Here is a 24,514-nt window from a genome sequence, read left to right as displayed (position 1 = left end):
GACACGCTCGCGCTCCATGTTCGGACTGCGCGCTGGCGTACCTTATCAAAAGACCGGCTCGCGCGCTGCGGTCGTGCGCAGTAACCCCACCGGCGACAGGGCGAGCGGCATGACCGCTTTCTTGGTAGATTCGCACTTTTCGACGAAACCGGAGTTCACCATGCGATTGCTGCACACGATGCTGCGAGTCGGCGATCTAGACCGCTCATTGAAGTTCTACACCGAGTTGCTCGGTATGAAGCTCCTACGCCGAGACGATTATCCCGGGGGGCGTTTCACGCTCGCTTTCGTCGGCTACACCGACGAAAGCGAAGGCGCGGTGCTCGAACTCACGCACAACTGGGATACGCAGGCCTACGATTTGGGCGCGGGCTACGGTCATATCGCCATCGAGGTCGACGATGCCTACGCCGCTTGCGAAAAGATCAAGGCGCAAGGCGGGACGGTGACGCGCGAAGCCGGTCCGATGAAGCACGGCACGACGGTGATCGCGTTCGTTGAAGATCCGGACGGTTACAAGATCGAGTTCATCCAGAAGAAGACGCGGTAGGCGCCGCAAGCCGCAGCCGCGCGGCGGGTGCACGCTCAAAGCGCCGGCAGCAATTCGGGCGGATGGTGCTTCAGCGTGTGCCGCGCCTCGCGGAACTCGGGGAAGATCGACTCCACCGTTTGCCAAAAGCGCGGGCTGTGATTCATCTCGCGCAAATGCGCGAGTTCGTGCGCGACGACGTAATCGACGATCGACAGCGGGAAGTGAATCAGCCGCCAATTCAAACGGATGCGCCCGTCGCTCGAGCAACTGCCCCAGCGTGTGGCCGCGGACGAGAGCGCATAGCCCTTGTACGCGACGCCGAGTTTGTCGGCATAGTAGGCGAGCCGTTCGCCGAATACGCGTTTGGCTTCCGTCTGGAGCCAGCCTTGCACGCGGTCTTTGATCTGCTGGGCGTCGGCGTGCGCGGGCAGGGCGAGCGCCAGCGCGCCAGCCTGCGCATCGAACGCGAGCGCCGCCTGTGCGGAGCCCAGCGCGATGCGCACGGGCTTGCCGAGGTAGGGAATCTGCGCGCCGTCGCGCCATTCGATGCGTGGCAAGGCGCGTTGCTCGGCGCGGGTTTGCCACTCCGCGAGCTTGGTGAAAATCCAGCGCTCTTTGGCGGCGATCGCCGTCTCGATGTCGGCCAACGTGACCCAGCGCGGGGCCGTGATCGCCAAGCCGCTGCCGTCGATCGAAAACCCTATCGTGCGTCGCGCCGAACGCTTCAACGCGTACTCGAGCGTGCGCCCACCTAACGTCAACCGTCGCAGCTTCGCGCCGTTCGGCATGGGGTCCTGCCGAGGCGGGACCGGTGGCGGCGGGGCCACGCCTATGCCGTCATCGCCCGTGCCCGCGAAGAGCGGCAGGTCGAGCTGCGGGCTGATCGCTTGCGGGGGCTTGGCGGATTTGGGCATCGGTGCTCAGCCGCGAGCGGCATCCGTGCGGTCGGATGCGCCGCGCTCTTGTGTGCGACGGCCGGCGTTCGGTGCGGCACCGTCGGCATCTTGATACGCGCCCGGATCGATTCGGCGCATCTCCGCTTCGATCCACGCCTCGACCCGCGCATTGAGCGCGTCGGGCGTGAGACCTGTCGAGTCGATCGGCTTGCCGATCGAAACGGTCACCGTTCCGGCGTACTTGAGGAACGAATTGCGCGGCCATACGTGGCCGGCGTTGTGCGCGATCGGCACGACGGGCGCGCCGGCGTCGATCGCGAACCGAGCGCCGCCCGTCTTGTACTTGCCCTGCTTGCCGACCGGCGTGCGCGTGCCTTCCGGAAACATGATCACCCATGCGCCTTCGCTCATGCGCAGCCGTCCTTGTTTGACGACGGAGGCGAACGCGTATTTGCCTTCCTTGCGGTCGATGTGAACCATCTTGAGCATGCCCAGCGCCCAGCCGAAGAAGGGGACGTAGAGCAGTTCGCGCTTGAAGACGTAGCACAGCGGGCGCGGCATGATCGCCGGGAAGGCCAGCGTTTCCCAGGCCGATTGGTGCTTCGAGAGCAGTACGGCGGGACCGTTCGGCAGGTTTTCCCAGCCTTCGATGCGATAGTCGATACCGTTCAGGAATCGTACGACCGCGACCGTGGCGCGGCACCAGCCGACGGCCATCCAGTAGCGGCGATCGGCGTTCATGAACGGGAAGGCGATAAAGCATGCCGTCGCGTACGGAACCGTGAAGACGACGAAGTACAGAAACAGCAGCAGTGACCGGATAAAGCGGATAAATGACATCGGTGTCTTCGATCGGTTGGCAATCAAGCGCGCGTGCGCGTCATTCGTGCTGATCCGCGAGGAACGACAGGACGAACGCTTTCAAGTCGTCGTACACCTTCGTGCCCTCGGGCAGCCCCCCGGCCGCGAGCGTCTTCTTGCCTTTGCCCGTCAACACGAGGTAGGTCGGAAAGCCGAGCGCCGCGCCGGCCTGCAAATCGCGCAGGGCGTCGCCGACCACGGGCGTCGCGGCCGGATCGATTTCGAAACGGTCGACGATCATTTGGAGCATGCCGGGCTTCGGCTTGCGGCACTCGCAGTGGTCTTCCGCCGTATGCGGGCAGAAAAACACCGCGTCGATACGGCCGCCGACGACGGCGGCCGCCCGATGCATCTTCACGTGCATGGCGTTCAGCGTGGCCATATCGAACAAACCGCGGCCGATGCCGGATTGGTTCGAGGCAACGGCCACGCGGTAGCCGGCCTGATTGAGCCGCGCGATCGCCTCGAGGCTGCCGGGGATCGGGATCCACTCGTCGGGCGATTTGATGAACGCATCCGAGTCGACGTTGATGACGCCGTCGCGATCGAGGATGACGAGCTTCTTGGCGGAAGTCATATACGCGTCTCGTTCGCCTCGGTTACGCCGCGAGTTTCGAGATGTCGGCCACGCAATTCATCTGCGCGTGCAGCTCGGCCAACAGGGCGAGCCGGTTCTGGCGCAGCGCGCTGTCCTCCGCGTTCACCATGACGTCGTTGAAGAACGTATCGACGGGTTCGCGCAGCGCCGCGAGCGCGGAGAGCGCACGCGTATAGTCGCGCTGCCCGAGTTGCGCTTGGACCGCCGGCGCCACTTTCTTCAATTCCTCGTTCAGCGAACGCTCCGCCGGCTCGACGAGCAGCGCGGGTTGCACCGTTGCCGCTGCCGCCGCGGCGGCATCCGCCTCCGACTTCTTCAAGATGTTCGCGATGCGCTTGTTGGCGGCCGCCAGCGCGCCGGCTTCGGGAAGCGCCGAGAATTCGCGCACGGCGTCGAGCCGCGCGACGATGTCGTCGAGCTTGCTCGGTTGCTGGCTCAGCACGGCTTCGATCTCGCTTGCCGCGTGGCCGCGCTCGCGCAGCAGGCCGCGTAGGCGATCCATGAAGAAGGCGTACAGCGCGTCGGTGCAGTCGGCGACTTGCGGCGTGGCGCTGAAGCAGCCGACCGCTTCGCGCAGCAGCGCGACGAGATCCACCGGCAATTGCTTTTCGATCAGGATACGCAGCACGCCGAGTGCGTGACGACGCAGCGCGAACGGATCTTTTTCACCCGTCGGCACGAGGCCGATGCCCCAAATGCCCACGAGCGTTTCGAGCTTGTCCGCGAGCGCGACGGCCGTGCCGACCGCCGTCGCGGGCAACGCGTCGCCCGAGAAGCGCGGTTGATAGTGCTCGGTGCAAGCAAGCGCGACTTCCTCGGCCTCACCGTCGTGGCGCGCGTAATACGTGCCCATCGTGCCCTGCAGTTCGGGGAACTCGCCGACCATATCGGTCAGCAAATCGGCCTTGGCCAGGCGCGCGGCGCGCGCGGCCAGCGCGGGATCGGCCGACACGAACGGCGCGACGACGCGCGCGAGCGCCTCCAGGCGCTGGACGCGCTCGAGTTGCGAGCCGAGCTTGTTGTGATAGACGACGTTCGCGAGCAGCGGGACGCGATCGGCCAGCGGCCTTTTCTTGTCCTGCTCGAAGAAGAACTTGGCATCGGCCAGGCGCGGGCGCACGACGCGCTCGTTGCCTTCGACGATTTCGCCGGGCGTTTGCGTATCGATGTTCGAGACGATCAAAAACCGCGAGCGCAGCTTGCCCGAGTGATCGGTCAGCGCGAAGTACTTCTGGTTCGTCTGCATCGTCAGAATCAGGCATTCCTGCGGCACTTGCAGGAATTGATCGTCGAACCGGCATTCGTAGACGACGGGCCATTCGACGAGTGCGGTGACTTCGTCGAGCAGTGCGTCGGGCATCACGACGCGATCGTCGTGCGCGTGCGCGTTCAACTGTTCGACGATGCTCGCGCGCCGCGCATCGAAGCTCGCCATCACGCGGCCTTTCGTGCGCAGCGTCTCGGCGTAGTCATCGGCGTGCAAGAGCCCGACGAGACCGTCCGACATGAAGCGGTGGCCGAGGGTCGTGTCTCCGGCGTCGATGCCGAATGCCGTCACGGGCACGACCTGGTCGCCGTGCAATACCGTGAGACGCTGCACCGGGCGCACGAACTGCACGCTCGCACCATCGGGACGCTGATACGTCATGACCTTCGGAATCGGCAGCTTGCCGAGCGCGAGGACTTCGTCGAGCGCGGCTTGTAGGCCTTCCGCGAGCGTCGCGCCGGGCGCGGCATAGCGCAGGAAGAACGCCTCGGCCTTGCCGTCGGAGGCGCGCTCGAGATCGGCGATCGCCATGTCGGGGAAACCGAGCGCGGCGAGCTTTTTCGCGAGCGGGGCGGTAGGCTGACCGTTCGCATCGAGGGCCACCGAGACTGGCAGCACTTTCTCGCGCACGTGTTTTTCGGGTGCGACTTCGCGCACGTTTTTGACGAGCACGGCGAGGCGGCGCGGCGTGGCGAAACGTTCGAACGACGGCGTGCCGTCGATGAGGTCGCGCGCGGCGAGGCGGTCGACGAGGTTTTGCGCGAACGCATCGGAGAGCCGGGCCAGCGCCTTCGGCGGCAATTCCTCGGTGAGCAGTTCGACGAGCAGCGTGGCTTGGGGAGCTTGATTCATGTTCTTAAAGTCTCGTCATTGCTTGTCGATCGTGCGCTCGACTTTCAGCGGCGGCGCCCATGCCGGCATCGCGGCGTCTTGCTCGTCCGTGGTCAAGCCGGGAACGCCGTGCACGGGATTGCCGAGCATCGGGAAGCCGAGCTTTTCGCGCGAATCGTAATAGGCCTGCGCGACGAGCCTGGACAGCGCACGGATGCGGCCGATATAGGCTGCGCGCTCGGTGACCGAGATCGCGCCGCGTGCGTCGAGCAAGTTGAACGTATGGGCGGCCTTGAGCACGAGCTCGTAACCGGGCAGCGCGAGCTGCGTTTCGATCATGCGCTTCGCTTCGGCCTCGTAGCTGCCGAACAGCGTGAACAGCAGTTCGACGTTGGCGTGCTCGAAGTTGTAGGTCGATTGCTCGACTTCGTTTTGGTGGTAGACGTCGCCGTAGGTGAGGCGCCGTAATTCGGGACCGTTCGGGCCCATTTCTTCCCACTCGGTCCAAACGAGGTCGTAGACGTTCTCGACCTTTTGCAGGTACATCGCGAGCCGCTCGAGCCCGTAGGTGATTTCGCCGAGCACGGGCTTGCAATCGAGCCCGCCCACTTGCTGGAAGTAGGTGAACTGCGTGACTTCCATGCCGTTGAGCCAAACCTCCCAGCCGAGGCCCCAAGCGCCGAGCGTGGGGTTTTCCCAGTCGTCTTCGACGAAGCGCACGTCGTTTTGCTTCAGATCGAAGCCGAGCGCCTCGAGCGAGCCGAGGTACAGATCGAGGATGTCCTCGGGCGCGGGCTTGAGTACGACTTGGTATTGGTAGTAGTGCTGCAGGCGGTTCGGATTGTCGCCGTAGCGGCCGTCTTTCGGGCGGCGTGACGGTTGGACGTAAGCCGCGCGCCAGGGCTCGGGCCCGACGGCGCGCAAGAACGTGTGGACGTGCGAAGTGCCGGCGCCGACTTCCATGTCGATCGGCTGAAGCAGCGCGCAACCCTGTTTGTCCCAATAGGATTGCAGCGTCAGGATGATTTGCTGAAACGTGAGCATGTCGTGCCTTTCGAGGCAGGCGGCGTATGAGCCGCTGCGATGCCGGAAAACCGGCGAAAATCGGGGCTCCCGTCCGGGCGGCCGAAGCGCGGGCCGCGGCGGTGGCCGCCGCTCGCGCGGTGAAAACGCTAGATTTTACCGGATTGGAACTAGCTTGCGTCCGTCGCGGGGTGTGAGGCTGCAAACGCGTCGGCGCGACCGATGGTGTATCGGTGCCGAACTCGAGCATGGGCCCAGGACCAGTCTGATTTTTTTCTCCCTCCATTCAGCATCCGCTTATATCCGATAGCGTCGTGTCTTTGTCGTATCCAGCCCGCGTAGCTGGTACGTGGTAGCGGCAGTCGATCTTTCGAAGCAAGGAGAGTAAAAAATGACGGCAAGCATGATTCAGTCGCGCAAGAGCGAGATGTCGGCGACATCGAACATCGCTATGGGGTGTAAGCTACGGTCCATGAGCCACGACCTACCCCCTATGACATCGGCGTTCGCCACGGACAAAGAGGCCGAGGCGTATGAACGCTGGCTCCGTGGGAAGGTACGGGCTTCGATGCAAGACGGCCGCCAGGGGATTGCCCACGATGACGTAATGGCTGAGGTCGAATCCATCATTCGGGCGGCGGAAGCTGGATTGGCCGCCAACCGGTCCTGATGACAGCCGATACAGCGCTCCAGCCGGTTGCTGATGCTGCCTATCCAGTGGCACCCCGACGCGCGCAATGACCTTGTTGAGATTGTCGGCTTCATTGCGAAAGAAAACCCCTCAGCCGCTCGGCGCATCTATGTGTTAATCGATGCGGCTACTGCTTCGCTGGCGAAACACCCGTACTTGTTTCGGCAAAGTGAACGCGTACCGGGTACACGCGAACTTGTCGCGCATCCGAACTATGTCGTCTTCTATCGGGTGCACCCCGGGAACATCGAAATCCTCTCGGTTGTGCATGCCCGCCAGCAGTATCCAGAATCTCAGTCTATTTGCGCCCCAACCTAGCGCCGGCCCGGCCGTACGCAAACCCCACCGCGATCAACACGAGCGAAATCGCCAGCACGAGATTGTTCCCCACGGCGATATAAGGCGTGCGGCCCGTCATTCCTTGCACCTTCGCTTCGATTTGCCCCACTGTGAACGCCGGTAGGCGTGCGCTCACGCGGCCTTGGGCATCGATGATCGCGGTGGCGCCCGTGTTCGTCGCCGCGAGCATCGGCCGCCCCGTCTCCAATGTACGCATGCGCGCCATTTGCAGGTGTTGATCGAGCGCGATCGTATCGCCGAACCAAGCGAGATTCGACGCGTTCACGAGGATGCCGGCCGGCACCGCCGCCTCTCGCAGCGTGCGCGCGATCTCTTCGCCGAAGATGTCCTCGTAGCAAATGTCCACGTCCACCGGTTGGTTGTGGACCATGAACGGGTGCTGCACCGGCTTGCCCCGCGCGAGATCGCCGAGCGGGATGTTCATCAGTTGCACGAACCAGTGAAAGCCCCACGGCACGAACTCGCCGAACGGTACGAGGTGGTGTTTGTCGTAGCGGTACAGTTGCCGCGAACCCGGCGTCACGCCGAAGAAGCTGTTCGTTTCGTCGGTGTATCGGCCGTCGGTGCCGATCGAGGCGCCGAACGCGCCGATCAACAGCGAGGAACCCGTGTTGTCCGAGAAACGGCGCAGCGCGCTGCCGAACGTTTCGGGAAACTGCTGCGGCAGCATCGGGATCGCCGTTTCCGGCGTGACGATGAGGTCCGCCGCGTGCGAGGTGATCATGCGCTCGTAGAGATCGAGCGCGGCGCTCACGCCGGCTTCGTCGAACTTCATCTCCTGTTTGACGTTGCCTTGCAGCAGGCGAACGGTGAGCGGTGCGTTGCCGGGCAGGGTCCAGGCCACCCGCGAGGCAAGCATGCCCATGCCCATGACAGCGAGCGCGACGAGCGCGGGAAGCACGAGCGCCGCGCGCCGCCTTGGCGCCGCGAACCAAGCCCAGACGCTCTGCACGATCAGCGCGCAAACGAGCGCCAGTACCCAGCCGACGCCATAGACGCCCGCGATCGGCGCGAAGCCCGCGAGCGGTCCGTCCACTTGCGCGTAACCGCTTGCCAGCCACGGAAAGCCGGTGAACACGGTGCCGCGCAGCCATTCGCCGATCGCCCAAGCGCTCGCGAATGCGAAGGCGCCATGCCACGTCGGCGAAAACGGACGGTCCCGCCGCGCGCTGCCGGTGGCGTGACCCGCGCAAAACGACCAGAGCCCCGCCGAGAACGCCGGATACAAGGCCAGGTATAGCGAAAACAACACGAGCGCCGCACCCGCCAGCGGCGCCGGCATTTCGCCGTAGTGATGCATGCTCACATAGAGCCACCACACGCCGGTCACGAGATTGCCGAAGCCGAACGCACCGCCCGTCAACGCGGCGCTCTTCCAGCCTGTCGTGCGGGTGAGCCATGCGTACAGCACGGCGAAGATGCCGATTTCGAGCCAGCCGCCGTGCGGCGTCGGCGCGAACGAAAGCGTATTGAGCGCGCCGAGCATCAGCGCGGCGACGTAATGCCAACGCGAGAGCGCACCGGGGCCCGAACTGGTCGTGGACGCGGCGGCGTTGCCGCGCAAGCGGGAGGTAATCGAATCGGCCATGGATACGCGGCTTCGGAAAGACGTGGATAAACGACGAGCGGGACCCGCGGTAGGTCAGCGCCCGCCTGGACGGCGCGATACATGCGAGCGTGGCCTTGCGCGAGCCGACCCGCTCGCCGCGTCCGTCAAGTTTGGATGTGCTGCGCTTCGCGTTCGCGTTGGCCCGCGAGCGGGTCCCGCCGCACGAGCAGCACGTGCACCTGGCGCGCGTCGCCGCGCAAAATTTCGAAGATGAGATCGTCGATGCGCACGCGTTCCCCGCGATGCGGCACGCGTCCGAAGTGATGCGTGACGAGCCCGCCGATCGTATCGACTTCCTCGTCGGAAAAGTGCGTGCCGAACGTTTCGTTGAACTGCTCGATCTCGGTCAAGGCGCGCACGCGGTAGCGTCCGTCGGGCGAGGCGATGATGTTGCCGCTCTCCTCGTCGAAGTCGTATTCGTCCTCGATATCACCGACGATCTGCTCCAATACGTCCTCGATCGTAATGAGGCCGGCCACGCCGCCGTATTCGTCGACGACGATCGCAATATGATTGCGATTCATGCGGAAGTCGTGCAGCAACACATTCAACCGCTTCGCTTCGGGAATGAAGACGGCCGGGCGCAACATGCCGCGCACGTCGAACGATTCTTCCGCGTAATAGCGCAGCAGGTCCTTCGCGAGCAACACGCCGATGATGTTGTCGCGATTGCCCTCGTAGACGGGGTAGCGCGAGTGCGCTTTTTCCAGCACGAACGGAATGAATTCCTCGGGGCTGCATTCGATATCGATCGCGTCCATCTGGGCGCGCGGCACCATGATGTCGCGTGCGCAGAGTTCGGATACTTGAAACACGCCCTCGATCATCGAGAGCGAATCGGCGTCGATCAGGTTGCGTTCGTGTGCGTCTTGCAGGATTTCGAGCAATTCGCCCCGGGATTCAGGCTCGGGAGAGATGAAATCGGTCAGCCGCTCGAGCAGCGAGCGTTTTTCGGTAGGCTTGTCGGTATGGCGTCGACTGGGATAGGCGTCGTTCATGGCGATGCGTCCGGCACGGCTGGACGCGTGGTCAACGAAAGAGTAAAGGATACACCACGTAAAAGCAGGACCATTACAGCCGATCGGCCTGCTACAGTGCGCGAGGCGTACCGGGTTCGCCGCGCCGGGCGCCGCGAGGCGCGTAGGTTGCGGCCCTGTCACCGTTTTTACCTTCTTTGCGCGAAAGAAATATGTCGGAAGAGTTTGAAGTGCGCGGGCCGCACGAAGAAGCGCTCGAACATGCCGGGCACCACCACGGCCATGGCCATCATCAAGAGGGCGGCCACGCGCCGGCCGATCCGTTCGCGGGCCGGATCGCCGTCATGACGGCCATCCTCGCGACGGTCGGCGCGGTGTTCTCGTATCAGGGCGGCTCGACCGAGGGCCTTGCGCTGTTTTACAAAAACGAGGCGGCGATCCGTAAGACGGAAGCGGCCAATCAATGGAGCTACTACCAGGCCAAGGGCGAGAAGCAGAACCTAGCGGAATTGGGCGCCGCGCTGACGGCGGCCGATCCGAAGTCGAGTGCCAAATTCACCGCCGACGTGGCCAAGTACACGCAACAGAAAACGGAGATTCGAGCCCAGGCCGAAACGCTCGAGAAAGTCGTGGTGCAAGCCGACGCCGCGAGCGAGCGGCAACTGCATCTGCACCACCGCTGGGCGCAAGCGACGACGCTCACGCAAATCGCGATTTCGCTGGCGGCGATCACGCTGCTCACGCGCCGGCGTTGGTTGCTCGGCGCGGCGCTCGGCGCGGCCGGACTCGGCGCGATCGTCGGCCTGGCGGCTTTTGCCGGGTACTGAATCGATTCGTCGAAGGAAGGAGGGGACGCCCGCCGGGCGTCTTCAGCGCGCGGCGTTGGTGGTCGTCAAATGCAACGTCTGAGCAGCGCTTCCAGGGCGCGGTCGGGCATCCCGCATTCGCGCAACGCTTCCACGGTGCGGCAGACGTAATCGAGCGTCGTGCCGTAGCGGCCTCGGGCGCAGCCGAGCACCGCTCTGACCATCTCATCCGATAGCTTGCCGGTGTAGGTGGGCACGTCGCGGCGCATGACGAACGCGAGCGCTTCGACGCGGCGTCCGTCGGCCAGCCAGCACGGCAGCCAGGCGGGCCGGTAGGAGCCCATCGGCATCTCGCGCCGCCACAGCGCCTGTAGATGCGGCTCGGCGCCTTGCCCGTCGAGCCGGAATGCCATACCGGTGCAGGAGCCGCCGCGATCGAGCGCCAAGACGAGTCCGGGCTGCTCGGGCGTGCCGCGGTTCACGCGGGACCACAAATACAGCCCGCGGTGATAGCCGCGCACGCGCGCTCGCACCGTTTCCGCCGCCGGCATGCCGGGGTTCCAAATCAGCGACCCATAGCCGAACAGCCATAAATCGCTCGCCCCGTCCCAGCGGCTCATCGTCCGCGTGAGCGATTCGGCCAATTCCCCGTCGTCCAGCAAGCGCGCTTCGCCGAGTACCGGCGGGTAGCCGGTGCAGGCGGGAGCGATCGAAGCGGGCGGCTGGGTCGTTTCGGACATCGTGCAGGCGGACGTTAGCGGGAACGATCCCCATACGGGTCGGCGAAGCCGAGCCGGGCGAGGATCTGCGTCTCGAGCGCTTCCATCTCCTGCGCTTCGTCGTCGTCCTCGTGGTCGTAGCCCTGCGCATGAAGCGTGCCGTGCACGATCATATGCGCATAGTGCGCGACGAGCGGTTTGCCTTGCTCCGCGGCCTCGCGTTCGATAACGGGGCAACACAGCACGAGGTCGCCGCTGACCGGGTCGTCCTCGCTTTCGGCGTAGGCGAACGTCAGCACGTTCGTGGCGTAGTCCTTGCCGCGATAGGTGCGGTTCAGCACGCGGCCTTCGTCTGCATCGACCAAGCGCACGGTCAACTCGCCGTCGGCCATCAGCGCCGCCTTGATCCAGCTCGCGACGAGGGCGCGCGAAACCGCCGCCTTGTGTTCGGGAAACGCTTTGGCGGCGGGAAACTGGAACGTCAGTTTCAGCTTGGGCGCGGGTGTTTTCTCGTTCATTCGCTGCTTCGGTCCTGGCGCGTCACCGGCCATCGATCGGCGCGGCGTCGTCCTTTTTCGTGTGCTTATCGTACGCTTCGACGATCCGGGCCACGAGCGGATGGCGCACCACGTCGGCGCTCGTGAAGCGCGTGAGCGCAATGCCGCGCACGTTCGCGAGCACCTGCTGCGCTTCGATCAGGCCGCTCTTGGCGCCGCGCGGCAAATCGACTTGCGTCGTATCGCCGGTGACCACGGCCTTCGAGCCGAAGCCGATCCGCGTAAGGAACATCTTCATCTGCTCGGGCGTGGTGTTTTGCGCCTCGTCGAGGATGATGAACGCATGGTTCAGCGTGCGGCCGCGCATATAGGCGAGCGGCGCGATTTCGATCATTTGCCGCTCGAACATCTTCGCGGTCTTGTCGAAACCGAGCAGATCGTAGAGCGCATCGTAAAGCGGACGCAGGTACGGATCGACCTTTTGCGCGAGATCGCCGGGCAAAAAGCCGAGGCGCTCGCCCGCTTCGACGGCGGGACGCGTCAGCACGATGCGCTTGACCTGGTCGCGCTCGAGCGCATCCACGGCGCAGGCCACCGCGAGATAAGTCTTGCCGGTCCCCGCCGGGCCGACGCCGAAGGTCACGTCGTGCGAGACGATCTGCTTCAAATATTCGCGTTGAGCGGGCGTGCGTCCGCGCAGATCGGCGCGGCGCGTATAGAGCTTCGGACCGAGCTCTTCGATGTCCTCGTCGTCGAGGCCGGCCGGTTCGTCGAACGGATGGTCGGGGTCGTAGCGGCCCGATGCGGTGTCGTCTTGCGCCGCCCCGCGGTTCGCCGGATGGCGCGCTTCGACGAGCGCGAGTTGAATGTCGTCGACCGACAGCGGCTCGCGTGCACGGTTATAGAACGTTTCGAGTGCGCCGAGTGCGAGTTTCGCACCGCGTCCGCGGATCGAGATGCGATGGCCGCGCCGCTGCAACGTGACGTCGAGCGCTTGCTCGATCTGCCGCAAGTTTTCGTCGAGCGGCCCGCACAGATTGGCAAGGCGCGTGTTGTCTTCGCGCGGCGCGGTGAATTCCAGGGACGGTGCGGTCTTCAAGGCGAGGGTGGATTCCTTAAGCGAGTTCCGGCTGCGGGACGAGCACGAGCTCGCCGCGCAGCGAATGCGGATAGGCGCGCGTAATGCGCACGTCGATCATCTGTCCGATCAGCCGGGCGTGCGAGGCCACGGGCGCCGGGAAGTTGACGACGCGGTTGTTCGCCGTGCGGCCCGCGAGTTCGGTCGGGTCTTTGCGCGCCGGGCGCTCGACCAAGATCCGCTCGACGTTGCCGACCATCGCTTCGCTGATGCGCACGACGTTGGCCTCGATCGTCGCTTGCAGATGTTGCAGGCGTTCGAGCTTGACCTCGCGCGGCGTATCGTCGGGCAGATTCGCGGCCGGCGTGCCGGGGCGGGGGCTGTAGATGAACGAGAAGCTCGTGTCGTAGCTCATCTCGTGCACGAGCGCCATCGTCTTGTCGAAGTCGCTTTGCGTCTCGCCGGGGAAACCGACGATGATGTCCGTCGATAGAGAGAGGTCCGGGCGAATCGCACGCAGACGGCGTATCACCGATTTGTATTCGAGCACCGTATAGCCGCGCTTCATCGCCATCAAAATGCGATCGGAGCCGTGCTGGACGGGCAAATGCAAATGCGAGACGAGCTTGTCGACTTTCGCGTAGACGTCGATCAGCCGTTGCGTGAATTCCTTCGGATGCGACGTCGTGTAACGGATTCGTTCGATGCCCGGAATCTCGGCGACGTATTCGATCAGCGTCGCGAAATCGGCGATCTCGCTAGCGCCCGCCGTCAGAGCGCCGCGATACGCGTTCACGTTCTGGCCGAGCAGGGTGACTTCGCGCACGCCTTGATCGGCGAGGCCGGCGATTTCGGTGAGGACGTCGTCGAGCGGGCGCGAAACCTCGTCGCCGCGCGTGTAGGGCACCACGCAGTAGCTGCAGTACTTGCTGCAACCTTCCATGATCGAGACGAACGCGCTCGGGCCATCGACGCGCGCGGGCGGCAGATGGTCGAACTTTTCGATTTCCGGAAACGAGATGTCGACTTGCGACCGGCCGCTCGCGCGGCGCGCATCGATCATCTGCGGCAGGCGGTGCAGCGTCTGCGGGCCGAAGACGAGATCGACATAGGGCGCGCGCGCGACGATCGCGGCGCCTTCCTGGCTCGCGACGCAGCCGCCGACGCCGATCAGCAGATCGGGTCTCGCTTCCTTGAGCTCGCGTACGCGGCCGAGATCGGAGAAGACCTTTTCCTGTGCTTTTTCGCGCACGGAGCAGGTATTGAAGAGGATGACGTCAGCGTCTTCGGGGGAATCCGTCTTGACGAGTCCTTCGGCGGCACCGAGTACGTCGACCATCTTGTCGGAGTCGTACTCGTTCATCTGGCAGCCAAAGGTTTTTACATAAACTTTCTTGGTCATGAAGCTCGCCGTTCGCAGTGGTTGACCTGGGGGCGCGGGTAGTGCCATTCGTGGGACCTGACATTATAGCCGTTCGGGCCGACCCCTATCGCACCCCCAATGCACCCCCAATGCGCGGGCGAATCTAGATGCGAAGCCCCGGCAAGGCCGACCAATCGCGCTCCACCGCCTCGAACCGCTCGATCAGAAAGTCGAGCAGCGCGCGCACGCGCGGCGGCCGGTAACGATTGCGGTGAAATAGCGCGTGCAGCGGCGTATCGAACGCGTAGCGCCACTCGGGCAGCACGATACGCAGCCGGCCCGCGCGCAAATCGGCGTCGATGTCCCATAGCGACTTCAAGGCGATGCCGTGACCGTCGATCGCCCAGGTGCGCGTGACGGCGCCGTCGTTCGTCTCGCGCGAGGTCTCGAGCGGAACAACATAATCCTCGGTCGCTTCGCCGCGCACGAAGCGCCATTCGTTCAGTGGCCCCGACGCGATCGTGAGGACGATGCAATGAAACCGCGCCAGGTCGGCGGGCGAGTCGGGCTCGCCATGCCGCGCCACGTAGCCGGGCGACGCGACGAGCACGCGCCGGTTCGTCGCGAGCTTGCGCGCGATCAGCGACGTATCCTCCCTCGGCGCGCCGAAGCGGATCGCGAGGTCGATCTCGTCGTGCAGCAGATTCGATACCGAATCGGCGAGCGTCAGCGCGAACGTCACCTCCGGATAGCGCGCGTTGAACTCGTCGAGCCAGCCTATCAGCATCGCGCGGCCGAAATCCGACGTGGTGGAGATCCGAATCTTCCCCCGCACGACGGTGCGGCCCGCCTGCAACTCGGCGTCGGCGTCGTCCAGCGCTTGCAGTGCGCGCATGCAGTGGCGCAGGTAAAGACGTCCCTCGTCGGTCAGGCGTAGCTGGCGCGTCGTGCGCTCGAATAGGCGCGTGCTGAGCGACGCCTCGAGTTTGGCGAGACGCGCGCTCGCGGCGGCCGGGGTAAGTCCGAGTTTGCGGCCGGCCGCCGAGATGCCGCCGAGCCTCGCCGCTTCGACAAAGAGGCGGATGTCGCCGAGTCGATCCATCGATTATTCGATTTTGTTTGAAAATGATTCAAAGACCGCGGCAATTATCAAGCGAGTTCGATCTCCGGACAATAGGCACTCACGTTACTCTCGCTAAAGCGCCGCCATGCCACTCCCCCTTCTCGCGCTCGCCTTGAGCGCCTTTGCCATCGGTACGACCGAGTTCGTCATCATGGGGCTCTTGCCCGATGTCGCGCGCGATTTGTCCGTTTCCATTCCGTCGGCCGGTTTGCTCGTCTCGGGCTACGCGCTCGGCGTGGCTGCCGGGGCGCCCGTGCTTGCCGTTCTCACGAGCCGATTGCCGCGCAAGGCGGCGTTGCAGGCGTTGATGCTGGTGTTCGTCGTCGGCAACGTGCTGTGCGCCGTCGCGGGCGACTACCGGATGCTCATGATCGCGCGCGTCGTGACCTCCTTCGCGCACGGCTCGTTCTTCGGCATCGGCGCCGTCGTCGCCGCATCGCTCGTCGCGCGCGAAAAACAAGCCAGCGCGATCGCGCTGATGTTCACGGGGCTCACGCTCGCGAACGTGCTCGGCGTGCCGTTCGGCACGTTCGTCGGCCAGGGTTGGGGCTGGCGTCTGACGTTTTGGATCGTCGCCGGCCTCGGTGTGTTCGCGCTCGCCGGCATTACCGCGCTCGTGCCGAACCGTCATGACTCGGGCCCGGTCGGGCTTGCCAGCGAGGTGCGCGTATTGAAAGAGCCGCAGGTGTGGCTCGCGTTGGCCATGACGGTGCTCGGCTTCGGCGGCGTTTTCGTCGTCTTCACCTATATCGCGCCCATCTTGGAGCAGATCAGCGGGTTCTCGCCGCGCGCGGTGACCTTGATCCTCGTGTTGTTCGGCGCGGGCTTGACGGTCGGCAACGTGGTCGGCGGGAAGATGGCCGACCGGGCGCTGATGCCTTCGCTAGTGGGCATCCTCGTCGCGTTGGCGCTCGTCATGGCGGTCTTCGCGAAGACCAGCCACTTGCCCGTCGCCGCGGCGATCACGGTGTTCGTTTGGGGCATCGCGGCTTTCGCCACGGTTCCGCCGCTGCAAATGCGCGTCGTCGAAAAGGCGAGCCACGCGCCCCATCTGGCTTCGACGCTCAATATCGGCGCCTTCAACGTCGGCAATGCCTTGGGTGCTTGGCTAGGCGGCCTGGCGTTGACGCACGGCGCCAAGCTCGACGCGCTGCCCTGGGTGGCCGTTGCGGTGACGGTGGCGGCACTCGTCGTCACGGTGCTCGCGGCTCACCTCGACCGCCGCCGCACCCCGATACCGGCGGCCCGGACGCAAGGGATGACGTCGTGATGGGCGCGGCACGACGACGCACGTCGCGCGGCCCCGAGGGACTTTGACTGCAACGCGCGCGGCCCTCGTGTATGCTCCTTCGGGCCGGCTTGTAGGCCGGCCTTTATATCTAGTGCGTCTTCAGGGCGGGGTGCAATTCCCCACCGGCGGTATGCCGGCCATGTGCCGGCGAGCCCGCGAGCGCCCGCAAACGAGAGCAGCCTTGGCTGCCTCGCGCGCGGGGTCAGCAGATCTGGTGCGATGCCAGAGCCGACGGTAATAGTCCGGATGGAAGAAGATGCGCAGACCGCCCGGTTCGCCGCTTCGCTCGGCTCGGCATGCTTTGCCGCGTCGAGAGCGGCGGCGTTCGTGCCGTTTGCGATGCCCTGAAACGTTTTTCGCTATCTTTCTCTCGCGAGGAGCGTTTCATCTATGTCTTTACCCTTTTCCACGGCAATCGCCGAACTTCCCCTTCTCGATTCCGTTCCGGTTCCGCCGCGCATCGCCGCCGCGCTCGCCGCGTTGCGCGAGGGCCGCGCCGTCGTTTTGCAAGACGACCACGACCGCGAAAACGAGGCCGATCTGATCGTCGCCGCCGAGCGCCTGAGCGTCGAGACGATGGCCCTTTTGATCCGCGAATGCAGCGGCATCGTCTGTCTGTGCCTGCCGGAAGAAAAAATCCGTGCGCTCGAGTTGCCGCCGATGGTCGAGCAAAACGAAAGCCGTCACGGAACGGCGTTCACCGTTTCGATCGAAGCGCGCCACGGCGTGAGCACGGGCGTGTCGGCTGCCGACCGCGTGACCACGATCCGGGCGGCCATCGCCGACGCGGCCAAGCCCGAGGACATCGTGCGCCCGGGGCATGTGTTTCCGTTGCGCGCCCGCTCGGGCGGCGTGCTCGAGCGCCGAGGCCACACGGAGGGCACCGTCGATCTGGCCGTGCTCGCCGGGCTGTCGCCGGCGGGCGTGCTCTGCGATTTGATGAACGAGGACGGCACGATGACGCGCGGCGCCGACGTCGAGCGCTTCGCCGCGAAGCACGCGTTGCCGATGCTGACGATCGAGGAACTCGTGGCGTTCCGGGGTGCGCTCGCGGCCGCACGCGAGCGCGAGTGCTGCGCGAGCGAGGCGTAAGTAAGCCGGCGTCGGTGTACCCGCCGCGCCGCCGGCGCTCAGGAAAGCAGTTGCCCGAACTCGCCGCGCATGCCGGCGGTGATCACGGCGGGCAACTGCTCCATGCGTTCGATGATGCGCGTCACCCCCAGGTTGCGCAGCACTTGCGCATAGCCTTTGGGCACGTGACTGGCGCCGACGAACGCGATCGTTTTCATGCCCGCGGCCCGCGCCGCGGACAATCCCGTCACGCTATCTTCCACGACGAGGCATCGCTCGGGCGCGACGCCCAACTCGCGCGCCGCGTGCAAATAGACGTCGGGATGCGGCTTCGGTCGAGCGACTTGCTCGGCGCTGAACACGCGCGGCCCGAAAACGTCGGCGAGCCCTACGCGTGAGAGCGATGCGGCGATCCGGGTGAGCCGGCTGTTGGAGACGACGGCCGCCGGCAGCGGAACCTGCGCGAGGGCGTCGCGCACGCCCGCCACGGGAGAGAGGGTGAGCCTGAGTTCGGCTTCGGTATCGCGCTCGACGCCCGCGAGAAAGCCTTCGGGAATGACGATCTGAAATCGTTTTTCGAGGTCGGCTAGAAAGGTCGACGTACGCTGGCCGAAAGCCAGGTGGGCGACGCCGCCGAAATCGATGGTGGGGAAGGTGGCCGACAAGGCGCGTAGCAGCACCCGCTCGGCGATCACTTCACTGTCGACGAGCACACCGTCGCAGTCGCAAATGAGATGGTCGAACATGAAGAAAGATGGCGCGCGCTCGGTGGCCGGCCTAACCCCGTCGCGCACTTTGTTGTGTAATGAGACGCCAATGATACGGTCATTGGCGTCTCCGCGCTTTTTTTCTTCATTCGGTCCGACTATCGCGCCGCTCGGGCGCGCGAGTCTCGCGTTGGGGCGCTAGACGCGGCCCTTCGTTCGCTGCGATGCGGCGTCCTGCCTCATCGGGTCATGCTCAATGCGCGTGCACGTACACCCACGATGCCATCGCGCCGCCCATCAGCGGGCCGAACACCGGCACCCAAGCGTAGCGCCAATCGCTGCCGCGCTTGCCGGGGATCGGCAGCAGCGCGTGCATGATGCGCGGCGCGAGATCGCGCGCGGGGCTCATCGCATAGCCGGTCGGGCCGCCGAGCGAGATGCCGATACCGAGCACGAGCAGACCCACCGGCAGCGCGTCGAGCGCGCCGAGGCCGACTTGCGGCGAGGCCAAATAGAGGACGCCGAGGATCAGGACGAACGTGCAGATCATCTCCGTCAACACGTTTTGCGGAATGCTGCGAATCGCGGGTGCCGTGCAAAAGCATGCGAGCTTGATATCGGCATCTTCCGTCGTCGAAAAGTGCTGGCGGTAGGCGAGCCAAACGAGGAACGCGCCGGCCATGCCGCCGAGCATTTGCGCCGCGATATAGCCGCCGACCTTCGCCCAGGCGAACTTGCCGGCCAGCGCCAGGCTGATCGTCACGACCGGATTCAAGTGCGCGCCGCTGAACGAGGCCGTCACATAGACCGCGACGAATACGGCCATCGCCCATCCCCACACGATGACGATGAGGTCGGCGCCCTTGCCCTTGGTGCGCGCGAGCAGCACGTTGGCGACGGCACCGTTGCCGAGCAGCACGAGCAGCGCCGTGCCGAGAAATTCCGCGATGAGGGGTGACATGTTGATGTGTCTCCTGAATAGCTATTGTTGGTGGAGCGTTGGTCGATGATGGTTGTGCGATGGCGGCTCGCCCGGGTGGGGCAGACACGGCGCGGATCGCCGCCCGTGTCTGCGTCCCGGGGCCGCGCTAACTTACGTCGCGTCGGCCCAGGCCTTGGCGGCGTTGATCGCGCGCTGCCAGCCCGCGATGCATTGCTGCGCATCCGCCTGCTGCATTGCCGGCGAGAAACGCCGATCGAGCTGCCATTGGCTTTGGAGTTCGTCCACGTTGTTCCAGTAGCCGACGGCCAGGCCCGCGAGGTAGGCGGCGCCGAGCGCCGTCGTTTCGCTGATGCGCGGACGCACCGCCGCAACGCCGAGCAGGTCGGATTGGAACTGCATGAGCAAGTTGTTCGCGCAGGCGCCGCCGTCCACGCGCAACTCGCCGATCTTGATGCCGGAATCGGCTTCCATGGCCTTGAGCACGTCGAGCGATTGATACGCGATCGAATCGAGCGCCGCGCGGGCGATGTGCGCGCTCGTCGTGCCGCGCGTCACGCCGAACAGCGTGCCGCGCGCGCGCGGATTCCAATGCGGCGCGCCCAGGCCCGCGAAGGCGGGTACCAGATAGACGCCGTCGCAATGTTCGACGCTGCCCGCGAGTGCTTCGATTTCGGACGCGCTCTTGATGATGCCCAGGCCGTCGCGCAGCCATTGCACCACCGCGCCCGCGATGAAGATGCTGCCTTCGAGCGCGTAGTTCACTTCGTTGCCGATCTTCCAGGCGAGCGTCGTGACCAGGTTGTTCTTCGATTCGATCGGCTTTTCGCCGGTGTTCATCACCAAGAAGCAGCCGGTGCCATAGGTGTTCTTGACCATGCCCGACTTCGTGCACATCTGGCCGAACAGCGCGGCGTGCTGATCGCCGGCGATACCCGCGATCGGAATCTTCGAGGCAAAGACGGTCGTGACGGTGTTGCCGTAGACCTCCGACGAATCGCGCACCTCGGGCAGCATGCTGCGCGGAATGTCGAGCGCCTCGAGCAGATCGTTGTCCCACTGCAGGGTGTGGATGTTGAACAGCATCGTGCGCGACGCGTTCGTGACGTCGGTGATGTGTTGCGCGTGTTTCGTGAAATTCCAGACGAGCCAGCTATCGACGGTGCCGAACGCGAGCTTGCCTTGCTTGGCTTTTTCGCGCGCGCCGTCGACGTTGTCCAAGATCCAGCGAACCTTGGTGGCCGAGAAGTAAGCGTCGATCGGCAGGCCCGTCTTGGCGCGCACCTTCTCTTCGAGGCCTTGCGCTTTCAATTGGTCGCACAGGCCGGCGGTGCGGCGGTCCTGCCAAACGATCGCGTTGTAGATGGGCTGGCCCGTTTCGCGGTCCCAGACGATCGTCGTTTCGCGTTGGTTCGTGATGCCGATGGCGGCGATCGACGTGCCGTTCAAGCCCGCGCGCGTGACGGCCTCGGCCGCGACGCCGGCTTGCGTCGACCAAATCTCCTGCGGATCGTGCTCGACCCAGCCCGGTTGCGGATAAATCTGACGGAATTCCTTTTGTGCGACCGAGACGATATTGCCTTTGCGGTCGAACAGCATCGCACGGGAACTCGTGGTGCCTTGGTCCAGCGCGAGGATGTATTGATCCTGCATTGTCTCTTCTCCATGTGTTTTCGTGAGTTACAGCCCTCGTCGGACGAGCGGCTCCGGGTACTGCGGGTCTTGCGGGTACTGCCAATCGCGATTCGGGCGGCGGGCCTTAGCCCGTCAATGCGGAAGAGGCGCGCGCGGAGCTCGATACCGGCGAGCGCGCGAACCAGACATCGATCTCGCGGGTCACCTCCTCTTTCGTGCCTGCTTTCAAGTGCAGACCGAGTTTCGAACGGCGCCACAGCACGTCCTGGGCATCGCGCGCCCACTCCACATCGCGCAAATAGCGCAGCTCTTGTTCGAACAGGCCCGGCGCGAATTCATGGCCGAGCTCGGCCAGACTCGTGGCGGCGCCCAGGACCTTGCTCGCTCGCGTACCGTAGGCGCGCGCGTAGCGCCGGGCCACGTCGGCGGGCAGCCACGGATGTTCGTTTGCGAACTTCGTCGCGAACGGTTCGAATTTCGCGTGGGCGATGTCGCCGCCGGGCAGCGGCACGCGTGCCGTCCAGGGACCCTTGGCGACGGGGATGACCGACGCCAGACGGTCCACCGCCTCTTCGGCGAGCTTGCGGAAGGTCGTGATCTTGCCTCCGAAGACTGAGAGCAGCGGGGCAACGCCGGCGTCCGCATCGAGTTCGAGCCGGTAATCGCGCGTGACGGCGGACGGGTTGTCGGCGCCTTCCTCCTCGAGCAGCGGACGCACGCCCGAATAGGTCCAGCAGACGTCGGACGGCGTGATCTTTTTCTTGAAGTAGCGATTGATCGATTCGCACAGATAGCGCGTTTCGTCTTCGTCGATGGCGACGACGGACGGATCGCCGTGATATTCGACGTCGGTCGTGCCGATCAGCGTGAACTCGCGTTCATAGGGGATCGCGAAAATGATCCGCTTGTCGGGGTTCTGGAAGATGTAGGCGTGGTCGTGATCGAACAGGCGCCGCGTGACGATGTGGCTGCCCTTGACGAGCCGTACGCCGTGGTGGGCGCCGCGCCCGAGCGCGTCGTGCAGCAACTGGCCTACCCAGGGGCCCGCCGCGTTGGCGATCGCGCCGGCGCGTACGTCGATCGTCGAGCCGTCGGCACGCTGCAACTGCGCGTGCCATTCGCCGCCCGCGCGCACGGCGCTCGTGAGCTTGGTGCGCGTGAGCACGGTTGCGCCGCGCTCGCAGGCGTCCAGCGCATTGAGGACGACCAGGCGCGCGTCGTCGACCCAGCCGTCCGAATAGACGAAACCGCGCGAGATCGAATCGACGAGCGGCGCGCCGGCCGGATGGCGGCGCATGTCGATGCCGCGCGAGCCGGCGAGCAGTTCGCGCCGCGCGAGATGGTCGTATAGGAACAGGCCCGCGCGTATCAGCCAGGCGGGGCGCAAGTTGGGCATGTGGGGCATCACGAAACGCAGCGGCCACATGATGTGGGGCGCCGCGCGCAGCAGCGTCTCGCGCTCTTGCAGGGCCTTGCGTACGAGCCCGAACTCCTTGTACTCGAGGTAGCGCAGCCCGCCGTGAATGAGTTTCGTGCTCGAAGACGACGTATGCGAGGCCAAATCGTGCTGCTCGACGAGCAGCACGGACAAGCCGCGTCCGGCGGCGTCGCGTGCGATGCCCGCGCCATTGATCCCGCCGCCCACGACGAGCAGATCGTACCGGCTGCCTTGCGTCACTTGGCTGTCCCCTCTTATGCCTTACGGCTATCGCGTGAATAAACTGAACCTATCGATGTTCGTTTGCGAAATCTAACGAACATATTCGAAAAAGTAAAGGGCGCGTTTAGGGTTCGGATTCGAACGGCGCATGCGTGAGCCGATGAAACCGCTGCGCGAAGCAGCTACCATCGGGAAAACGACGAAGAGGTGCGCGATGCGTGGATGGATGACGGCGGCGGTATGCGCGGGGGCGGTATGGCTGACGGGATGTGGATGTGCAGGCGTGCTGCCGAGCGGCGCGAGCTTCGCGACGTTGCGGGCCGGCTGCGGCGCCGATGCCGCCGGTACCGATTACGGCGCGGATGCGCAATCGGTCTACTCGACACTGTTCGACGCTTACGTGGCCTATCGCCACAGGCGCCTATCGCAGGCCGATTACTGCGCGTTCGAGAGCGACATCGCAAGCCACTACCGCGGGCGTGCGGCGGGCGGGCCGGATGCGCAGGCCGCATGGGCCGGGTACTTCAACGCCCAGCGAGTGAAGGCGATCGATTGGCGCGCGCAAGTCGACCCGACGCTGCGCGGCGGGTAGGCACGCGACATGCACCGCCGGGGGCAAGCGCCCGGACGGCGCGAGAAACGCTGCGAAACTAGGAGAAACGTTTGATTGCGCGGATCGCCGAGTCGCCGGACTCGGTCAGGCGCCACTGTTGATGACCGGAACCTAGGCTCTCGAGCCGCACGAGTTGTTGCTCGAGGAGGGCGTCGAGCTCTTCGCGGTCCATATCGACTTGGTTCGGAGCGTCCTTGACGAGTAGCAACGTGGCGAATTCATGCGGACTCAGCATTGTTCTCTCCATGGGCAATCGGATTGCCTCGGCAACGGGTGCTCGGCTGCCGTGCGCTCAACCTATCGGGGTAGGAATCGATCGCGTCGGCACGTGCTGGAAACACGTGCTTCGGGGAACTGGAGTGTAGTCAAGCGCCCGTTCATATCCAAATCGTCCCCTGAAAATTTTCCATTTGACAACGATCCGCCCGGGAAGCGGTTCACTTCCCGCCGCAATTTCGCGAATCTACTTTAAGTTTCGCGTGCGACGCAGCATGCAATAAGGCGTCGCGGCGTCATTCGGAGGGGGCGACGTAGACTTGCGTGCCGGCCGAGGCGAGCGCCTCGGTCATTTCGGGGGGAACCTCTCGATCGGTGAACAGGGCATCGATCTGGCTCAAATGGCCTTGGCGTACGAGGGCGGGGCGGCCGAACTTCGAGTGATCGGCAGCCAAAAATACCGTGCGGGCGTGTTCGATGATCGCCTCCGCCACGCGCACCTCGCGGGTATCGAAATCGCGCAGCGTGCCGTCCAATTCGATGCTGGAGGTACCGATGATCGCAAAATCGACCTTGAATTGGCGGATGAACTCGATGGCCAACTCGCCTACGATGCCCTTATCCCAGGGACGCACGATGCCGCCCGTCACAAGCACTTCGCATTCCGGGTAGCCGCTCATCATGTTGGCGACGTTCAGGTTGTTCGTGATGACGCGCAAGCCCCGATGACGGTTCAAGGCGCGCGCGACTTCCTCGGTGGTCGTGCCCAAGTTGATGAACAGCGAGGCTTGGTCGGGGATATGCGTGGCGACGAGCGTGGCGATCCGGCGCTTTTCGTCATGGAACATGCGTTGCCGCGCGGTGTAGGAGACGTTCTCCGAACTCGTGGGCAGACTCGCGCCGCCGTGATAGCGGCGCAGCAGGTTCATGTCGGACAACCAGTTCACGTCGCGGCGGATCGTTTGCGGCGTGACGGCGAAGTGCGAGGCCAAGTCGTCGACCGTTACGAAGCCGTCGCGCTGCACCCAGTCGAGCAATTCCTGTTGGCGGGCGTTCAGGCTCAAGCGGGGGTCTCGGCTCATGGCGTGCGTCGGCAGGGCAGTCAAAGGAAAGCTATTGTAAAACCTTCGAGCATCCACCTTTTGGCGAA

At 64.8% G+C, this 24,514-nt stretch carries 25 protein-coding genes and 1 riboswitch; of the genes, 7 read left to right on the top strand and 18 right to left on the bottom strand.

Translation table 11 applies throughout. The annotated features are described in order from the left end of the window. Window positions 1-160: 160 nt before the first annotated feature. Window positions 161-550 carry a lactoylglutathione lyase gene (gene gloA, locus C0Z18_RS08310; protein WP_102645061.1) on the top strand — a complete coding sequence of 130 codons (390 nt, stop codon included), beginning with the start codon at window positions 161-163 and terminating at the stop codon, window positions 548-550. A gap of 35 nt (window positions 551-585) precedes the next feature. Here gloA and C0Z18_RS08305 read toward each other — a convergent pair whose 3' ends face one another. From C0Z18_RS08305 to glyQ, 5 genes are read right to left on the bottom strand one after another with little or no spacing between them, the layout of a single operon-like run. Then, window positions 586-1,446 carry a M48 family metallopeptidase gene (locus tag C0Z18_RS08305; RefSeq protein ID WP_102644923.1) on the bottom strand — a complete coding sequence of 287 codons (861 nt, stop codon included), beginning with the start codon at window positions 1,444-1,446 and terminating at the stop codon, window positions 586-588. 6 nt (window positions 1,447-1,452) lie between these two features. Next, window positions 1,453-2,259 (bottom strand): lysophospholipid acyltransferase family protein, encoded by an 807-nt coding sequence (locus tag C0Z18_RS08300; RefSeq protein WP_102645060.1) that lies wholly within the window; start codon window positions 2,257-2,259, stop codon window positions 1,453-1,455. 49 nt (window positions 2,260-2,308) lie between these two features. After that, a complete protein-coding gene (gene gmhB / locus C0Z18_RS08295; RefSeq protein ID WP_102644922.1) occupies window positions 2,309-2,866 on the bottom strand; it encodes a D-glycero-beta-D-manno-heptose 1,7-bisphosphate 7-phosphatase in 558 nt (185 codons plus the stop codon). 22 nt (window positions 2,867-2,888) lie between these two features. Beyond that, window positions 2,889-5,006, bottom strand: a complete 2,118-nt coding sequence (gene glyS / locus C0Z18_RS08290; RefSeq protein WP_102644921.1) for a glycine--tRNA ligase subunit beta — start codon at window positions 5,004-5,006, stop codon at window positions 2,889-2,891. A gap of 15 nt (window positions 5,007-5,021) precedes the next feature. After that, entirely contained in the window at window positions 5,022-6,029 is a 1,008-nt protein-coding gene (gene glyQ, locus C0Z18_RS08285; protein ID WP_102644920.1) for a glycine--tRNA ligase subunit alpha, read from the bottom strand. A 370-nt stretch (window positions 6,030-6,399) separates the two neighbouring features. Between glyQ and relB the strand changes: the two genes are divergently transcribed. Both relB and C0Z18_RS08275 read left to right on the top strand, forming a co-directional pair. Then, the gene (relB, locus tag C0Z18_RS33830; protein ID WP_332888205.1) at window positions 6,400-6,678 is read left to right on the top strand and encodes a type II toxin-antitoxin system RelB family antitoxin; all 279 of its coding nucleotides are present in this window, start codon (window positions 6,400-6,402) and stop codon (window positions 6,676-6,678) included. Window positions 6,679-6,711: 33 nt separating this feature from the next. Further along, window positions 6,712-7,017, top strand: a complete 306-nt coding sequence (locus C0Z18_RS08275; protein WP_102644919.1) for a type II toxin-antitoxin system RelE/ParE family toxin — start codon at window positions 6,712-6,714, stop codon at window positions 7,015-7,017. On the opposite strand, the gene lnt is transcribed toward C0Z18_RS08275, so the two are convergent. Both lnt and C0Z18_RS08265 read right to left on the bottom strand, forming a co-directional pair. Next, window positions 6,998-8,647: an apolipoprotein N-acyltransferase gene (gene lnt, locus C0Z18_RS08270; RefSeq protein ID WP_102644918.1), complete on the bottom strand. Its 1,650-nt coding sequence runs from the start codon at window positions 8,645-8,647 to the stop codon at window positions 6,998-7,000. The two genes, C0Z18_RS08275 and lnt, sit on opposite strands and share 20 nt — an antisense overlap. A gap of 125 nt (window positions 8,648-8,772) precedes the next feature. After that, the gene (locus C0Z18_RS08265; RefSeq protein ID WP_102644917.1) at window positions 8,773-9,666 is read right to left on the bottom strand and encodes an HlyC/CorC family transporter; all 894 of its coding nucleotides are present in this window, start codon (window positions 9,664-9,666) and stop codon (window positions 8,773-8,775) included. Window positions 9,667-9,857: 191 nt separating this feature from the next. Here C0Z18_RS08265 and C0Z18_RS08260 point away from each other — a divergent pair, with 191 nt between their 5' ends. Continuing rightward, window positions 9,858-10,472 (top strand): DUF4337 domain-containing protein, encoded by a 615-nt coding sequence (locus tag C0Z18_RS08260; protein WP_102644916.1) that lies wholly within the window; start codon window positions 9,858-9,860, stop codon window positions 10,470-10,472. A gap of 65 nt (window positions 10,473-10,537) precedes the next feature. Here the strand turns inward: C0Z18_RS08260 and C0Z18_RS08255 are convergent, their stop codons facing one another. The 5 genes from C0Z18_RS08255 to C0Z18_RS08235 form a co-directional block, all read right to left on the bottom strand. After that, on the bottom strand, window positions 10,538-11,191 hold the full coding sequence (locus C0Z18_RS08255) for a gamma-glutamylcyclotransferase (protein ID WP_102644915.1): 654 nt from the start codon (window positions 11,189-11,191) through the stop codon (window positions 10,538-10,540). A 14-nt stretch (window positions 11,192-11,205) separates the two neighbouring features. Then, entirely contained in the window at window positions 11,206-11,688 is a 483-nt protein-coding gene (gene ybeY, locus C0Z18_RS08250; protein WP_102644914.1) for an rRNA maturation RNase YbeY, read from the bottom strand. Window positions 11,689-11,710: 22 nt separating this feature from the next. Then, window positions 11,711-12,766: a PhoH family protein gene (locus C0Z18_RS08245; protein ID WP_102644913.1), complete on the bottom strand. Its 1,056-nt coding sequence runs from the start codon at window positions 12,764-12,766 to the stop codon at window positions 11,711-11,713. Window positions 12,767-12,782: 16 nt separating this feature from the next. Next, window positions 12,783-14,147, bottom strand: coding sequence for a tRNA (N6-isopentenyl adenosine(37)-C2)-methylthiotransferase MiaB (gene miaB / locus C0Z18_RS08240; protein WP_102644912.1), 1,365 nt, complete (start codon window positions 14,145-14,147; stop codon window positions 12,783-12,785). Window positions 14,148-14,271: 124 nt separating this feature from the next. Next, on the bottom strand, window positions 14,272-15,210 hold the full coding sequence (locus tag C0Z18_RS08235) for a LysR family transcriptional regulator (RefSeq protein ID WP_102644911.1): 939 nt from the start codon (window positions 15,208-15,210) through the stop codon (window positions 14,272-14,274). A 106-nt stretch (window positions 15,211-15,316) separates the two neighbouring features. On the opposite strand from C0Z18_RS08235, the gene C0Z18_RS08230 reads away from it, so the two are divergent. Together C0Z18_RS08230 and ribB are read left to right on the top strand one after the other, a co-directional pair. Next, complete coding sequence (locus C0Z18_RS08230; RefSeq protein WP_102644910.1) at window positions 15,317-16,501, top strand: MFS transporter; 1,185 nt, start codon at window positions 15,317-15,319, stop codon at window positions 16,499-16,501. 112 nt (window positions 16,502-16,613) lie between these two features. Further along, window positions 16,614-16,784, top strand: a riboswitch (FMN riboswitch). A 128-nt stretch (window positions 16,785-16,912) separates the two neighbouring features. After that, a complete protein-coding gene (ribB, locus tag C0Z18_RS08225; RefSeq protein ID WP_102644909.1) occupies window positions 16,913-17,614 on the top strand; it encodes a 3,4-dihydroxy-2-butanone-4-phosphate synthase in 702 nt (233 codons plus the stop codon). A 38-nt stretch (window positions 17,615-17,652) separates the two neighbouring features. On the opposite strand, the gene C0Z18_RS08220 is transcribed toward ribB, so the two are convergent. The 4 genes from C0Z18_RS08220 to glpD form a co-directional block, all read right to left on the bottom strand. Continuing rightward, on the bottom strand, window positions 17,653-18,339 hold the full coding sequence (locus C0Z18_RS08220; RefSeq protein WP_102644908.1) for an HAD family hydrolase: 687 nt from the start codon (window positions 18,337-18,339) through the stop codon (window positions 17,653-17,655). Between the two features lie 214 nt (window positions 18,340-18,553). Further along, a complete protein-coding gene (locus tag C0Z18_RS08215; RefSeq protein WP_102644907.1) occupies window positions 18,554-19,261 on the bottom strand; it encodes an MIP/aquaporin family protein in 708 nt (235 codons plus the stop codon). A 132-nt stretch (window positions 19,262-19,393) separates the two neighbouring features. Next, window positions 19,394-20,893 carry a glycerol kinase GlpK gene (gene glpK / locus C0Z18_RS08210; RefSeq protein WP_102644906.1) on the bottom strand — a complete coding sequence of 500 codons (1,500 nt, stop codon included), beginning with the start codon at window positions 20,891-20,893 and terminating at the stop codon, window positions 19,394-19,396. A gap of 106 nt (window positions 20,894-20,999) precedes the next feature. Next, a complete protein-coding gene (gene glpD, locus C0Z18_RS08205) occupies window positions 21,000-22,553 on the bottom strand; it encodes a glycerol-3-phosphate dehydrogenase (protein WP_102644905.1) in 1,554 nt (517 codons plus the stop codon). A gap of 196 nt (window positions 22,554-22,749) precedes the next feature. Between glpD and C0Z18_RS08200 the strand changes: the two genes are divergently transcribed. Then, the gene (locus C0Z18_RS08200; protein ID WP_102645058.1) at window positions 22,750-23,127 is read left to right on the top strand and encodes a hypothetical protein; all 378 of its coding nucleotides are present in this window, start codon (window positions 22,750-22,752) and stop codon (window positions 23,125-23,127) included. 58 nt (window positions 23,128-23,185) lie between these two features. Here C0Z18_RS08200 and C0Z18_RS08195 read toward each other — a convergent pair whose 3' ends face one another. Both C0Z18_RS08195 and C0Z18_RS08190 read right to left on the bottom strand, forming a co-directional pair. After that, on the bottom strand, window positions 23,186-23,383 hold the full coding sequence (locus C0Z18_RS08195; RefSeq protein ID WP_162878202.1) for a hypothetical protein: 198 nt from the start codon (window positions 23,381-23,383) through the stop codon (window positions 23,186-23,188). 277 nt (window positions 23,384-23,660) lie between these two features. Beyond that, window positions 23,661-24,446, bottom strand: a complete 786-nt coding sequence (locus C0Z18_RS08190; RefSeq protein WP_102644903.1) for a DeoR/GlpR family DNA-binding transcription regulator — start codon at window positions 24,444-24,446, stop codon at window positions 23,661-23,663. Between the last annotated feature and the right edge of the window lie 68 nt (window positions 24,447-24,514).

Source organism: Trinickia dabaoshanensis, assembly GCF_002879885.1.
GTDB lineage: Bacteria > Pseudomonadota > Gammaproteobacteria > Burkholderiales > Burkholderiaceae > Trinickia > Trinickia dabaoshanensis.
This window is presented reverse-complemented; position numbering and strand designations above follow the sequence as displayed.

What these genes read in the sequence shown, in the direction of transcription:
- gloA (WP_102645061.1), top strand. Translation starts at nt 161, where the DNA reads ATGCGATTGCTGCACACGATGCTGCGAGTCGGCGATCTAGACCGCTCA.
- C0Z18_RS08305 (WP_102644923.1), bottom strand. Translation starts at nt 1,446, where the DNA reads ATGCCCAAATCCGCCAAGCCCCCGCAAGCGATCAGCCCGCAGCTCGAC.
- gmhB (WP_102644922.1), bottom strand. Translation starts at nt 2,866, where the DNA reads ATGACTTCCGCCAAGAAGCTCGTCATCCTCGATCGCGACGGCGTCATC.
- glyS (WP_102644921.1), bottom strand. Translation starts at nt 5,006, where the DNA reads ATGAATCAAGCTCCCCAAGCCACGCTGCTCGTCGAACTGCTCACCGAG.
- glyQ (WP_102644920.1), bottom strand. Translation starts at nt 6,029, where the DNA reads ATGCTCACGTTTCAGCAAATCATCCTGACGCTGCAATCCTATTGGGAC.
- relB (WP_332888205.1), top strand. Translation starts at nt 6,400, where the DNA reads ATGACGGCAAGCATGATTCAGTCGCGCAAGAGCGAGATGTCGGCGACA.
- C0Z18_RS08275 (WP_102644919.1), top strand. Translation starts at nt 6,712, where the DNA reads ATGCTGCCTATCCAGTGGCACCCCGACGCGCGCAATGACCTTGTTGAG.
- lnt (WP_102644918.1), bottom strand. Translation starts at nt 8,647, where the DNA reads ATGGCCGATTCGATTACCTCCCGCTTGCGCGGCAACGCCGCCGCGTCC.
- C0Z18_RS08265 (WP_102644917.1), bottom strand. Translation starts at nt 9,666, where the DNA reads ATGAACGACGCCTATCCCAGTCGACGCCATACCGACAAGCCTACCGAA.
- C0Z18_RS08260 (WP_102644916.1), top strand. Translation starts at nt 9,858, where the DNA reads ATGTCGGAAGAGTTTGAAGTGCGCGGGCCGCACGAAGAAGCGCTCGAA.
- C0Z18_RS08255 (WP_102644915.1), bottom strand. Translation starts at nt 11,191, where the DNA reads ATGTCCGAAACGACCCAGCCGCCCGCTTCGATCGCTCCCGCCTGCACC.
- ybeY (WP_102644914.1), bottom strand. Translation starts at nt 11,688, where the DNA reads ATGAACGAGAAAACACCCGCGCCCAAGCTGAAACTGACGTTCCAGTTT.
- miaB (WP_102644912.1), bottom strand. Translation starts at nt 14,147, where the DNA reads ATGACCAAGAAAGTTTATGTAAAAACCTTTGGCTGCCAGATGAACGAG.
- C0Z18_RS08235 (WP_102644911.1), bottom strand. Translation starts at nt 15,210, where the DNA reads ATGGATCGACTCGGCGACATCCGCCTCTTTGTCGAAGCGGCGAGGCTC.
- C0Z18_RS08230 (WP_102644910.1), top strand. Translation starts at nt 15,317, where the DNA reads ATGCCACTCCCCCTTCTCGCGCTCGCCTTGAGCGCCTTTGCCATCGGT.
- ribB (WP_102644909.1), top strand. Translation starts at nt 16,913, where the DNA reads ATGTCTTTACCCTTTTCCACGGCAATCGCCGAACTTCCCCTTCTCGAT.
- C0Z18_RS08220 (WP_102644908.1), bottom strand. Translation starts at nt 18,339, where the DNA reads ATGTTCGACCATCTCATTTGCGACTGCGACGGTGTGCTCGTCGACAGT.
- C0Z18_RS08215 (WP_102644907.1), bottom strand. Translation starts at nt 19,261, where the DNA reads ATGTCACCCCTCATCGCGGAATTTCTCGGCACGGCGCTGCTCGTGCTG.
- glpK (WP_102644906.1), bottom strand. Translation starts at nt 20,893, where the DNA reads ATGCAGGATCAATACATCCTCGCGCTGGACCAAGGCACCACGAGTTCC.
- C0Z18_RS08200 (WP_102645058.1), top strand. Translation starts at nt 22,750, where the DNA reads ATGCGTGGATGGATGACGGCGGCGGTATGCGCGGGGGCGGTATGGCTG.
- C0Z18_RS08195 (WP_162878202.1), bottom strand. Translation starts at nt 23,383, where the DNA reads ATGCTGAGTCCGCATGAATTCGCCACGTTGCTACTCGTCAAGGACGCT.
- C0Z18_RS08190 (WP_102644903.1), bottom strand. Translation starts at nt 24,446, where the DNA reads ATGAGCCGAGACCCCCGCTTGAGCCTGAACGCCCGCCAACAGGAATTG.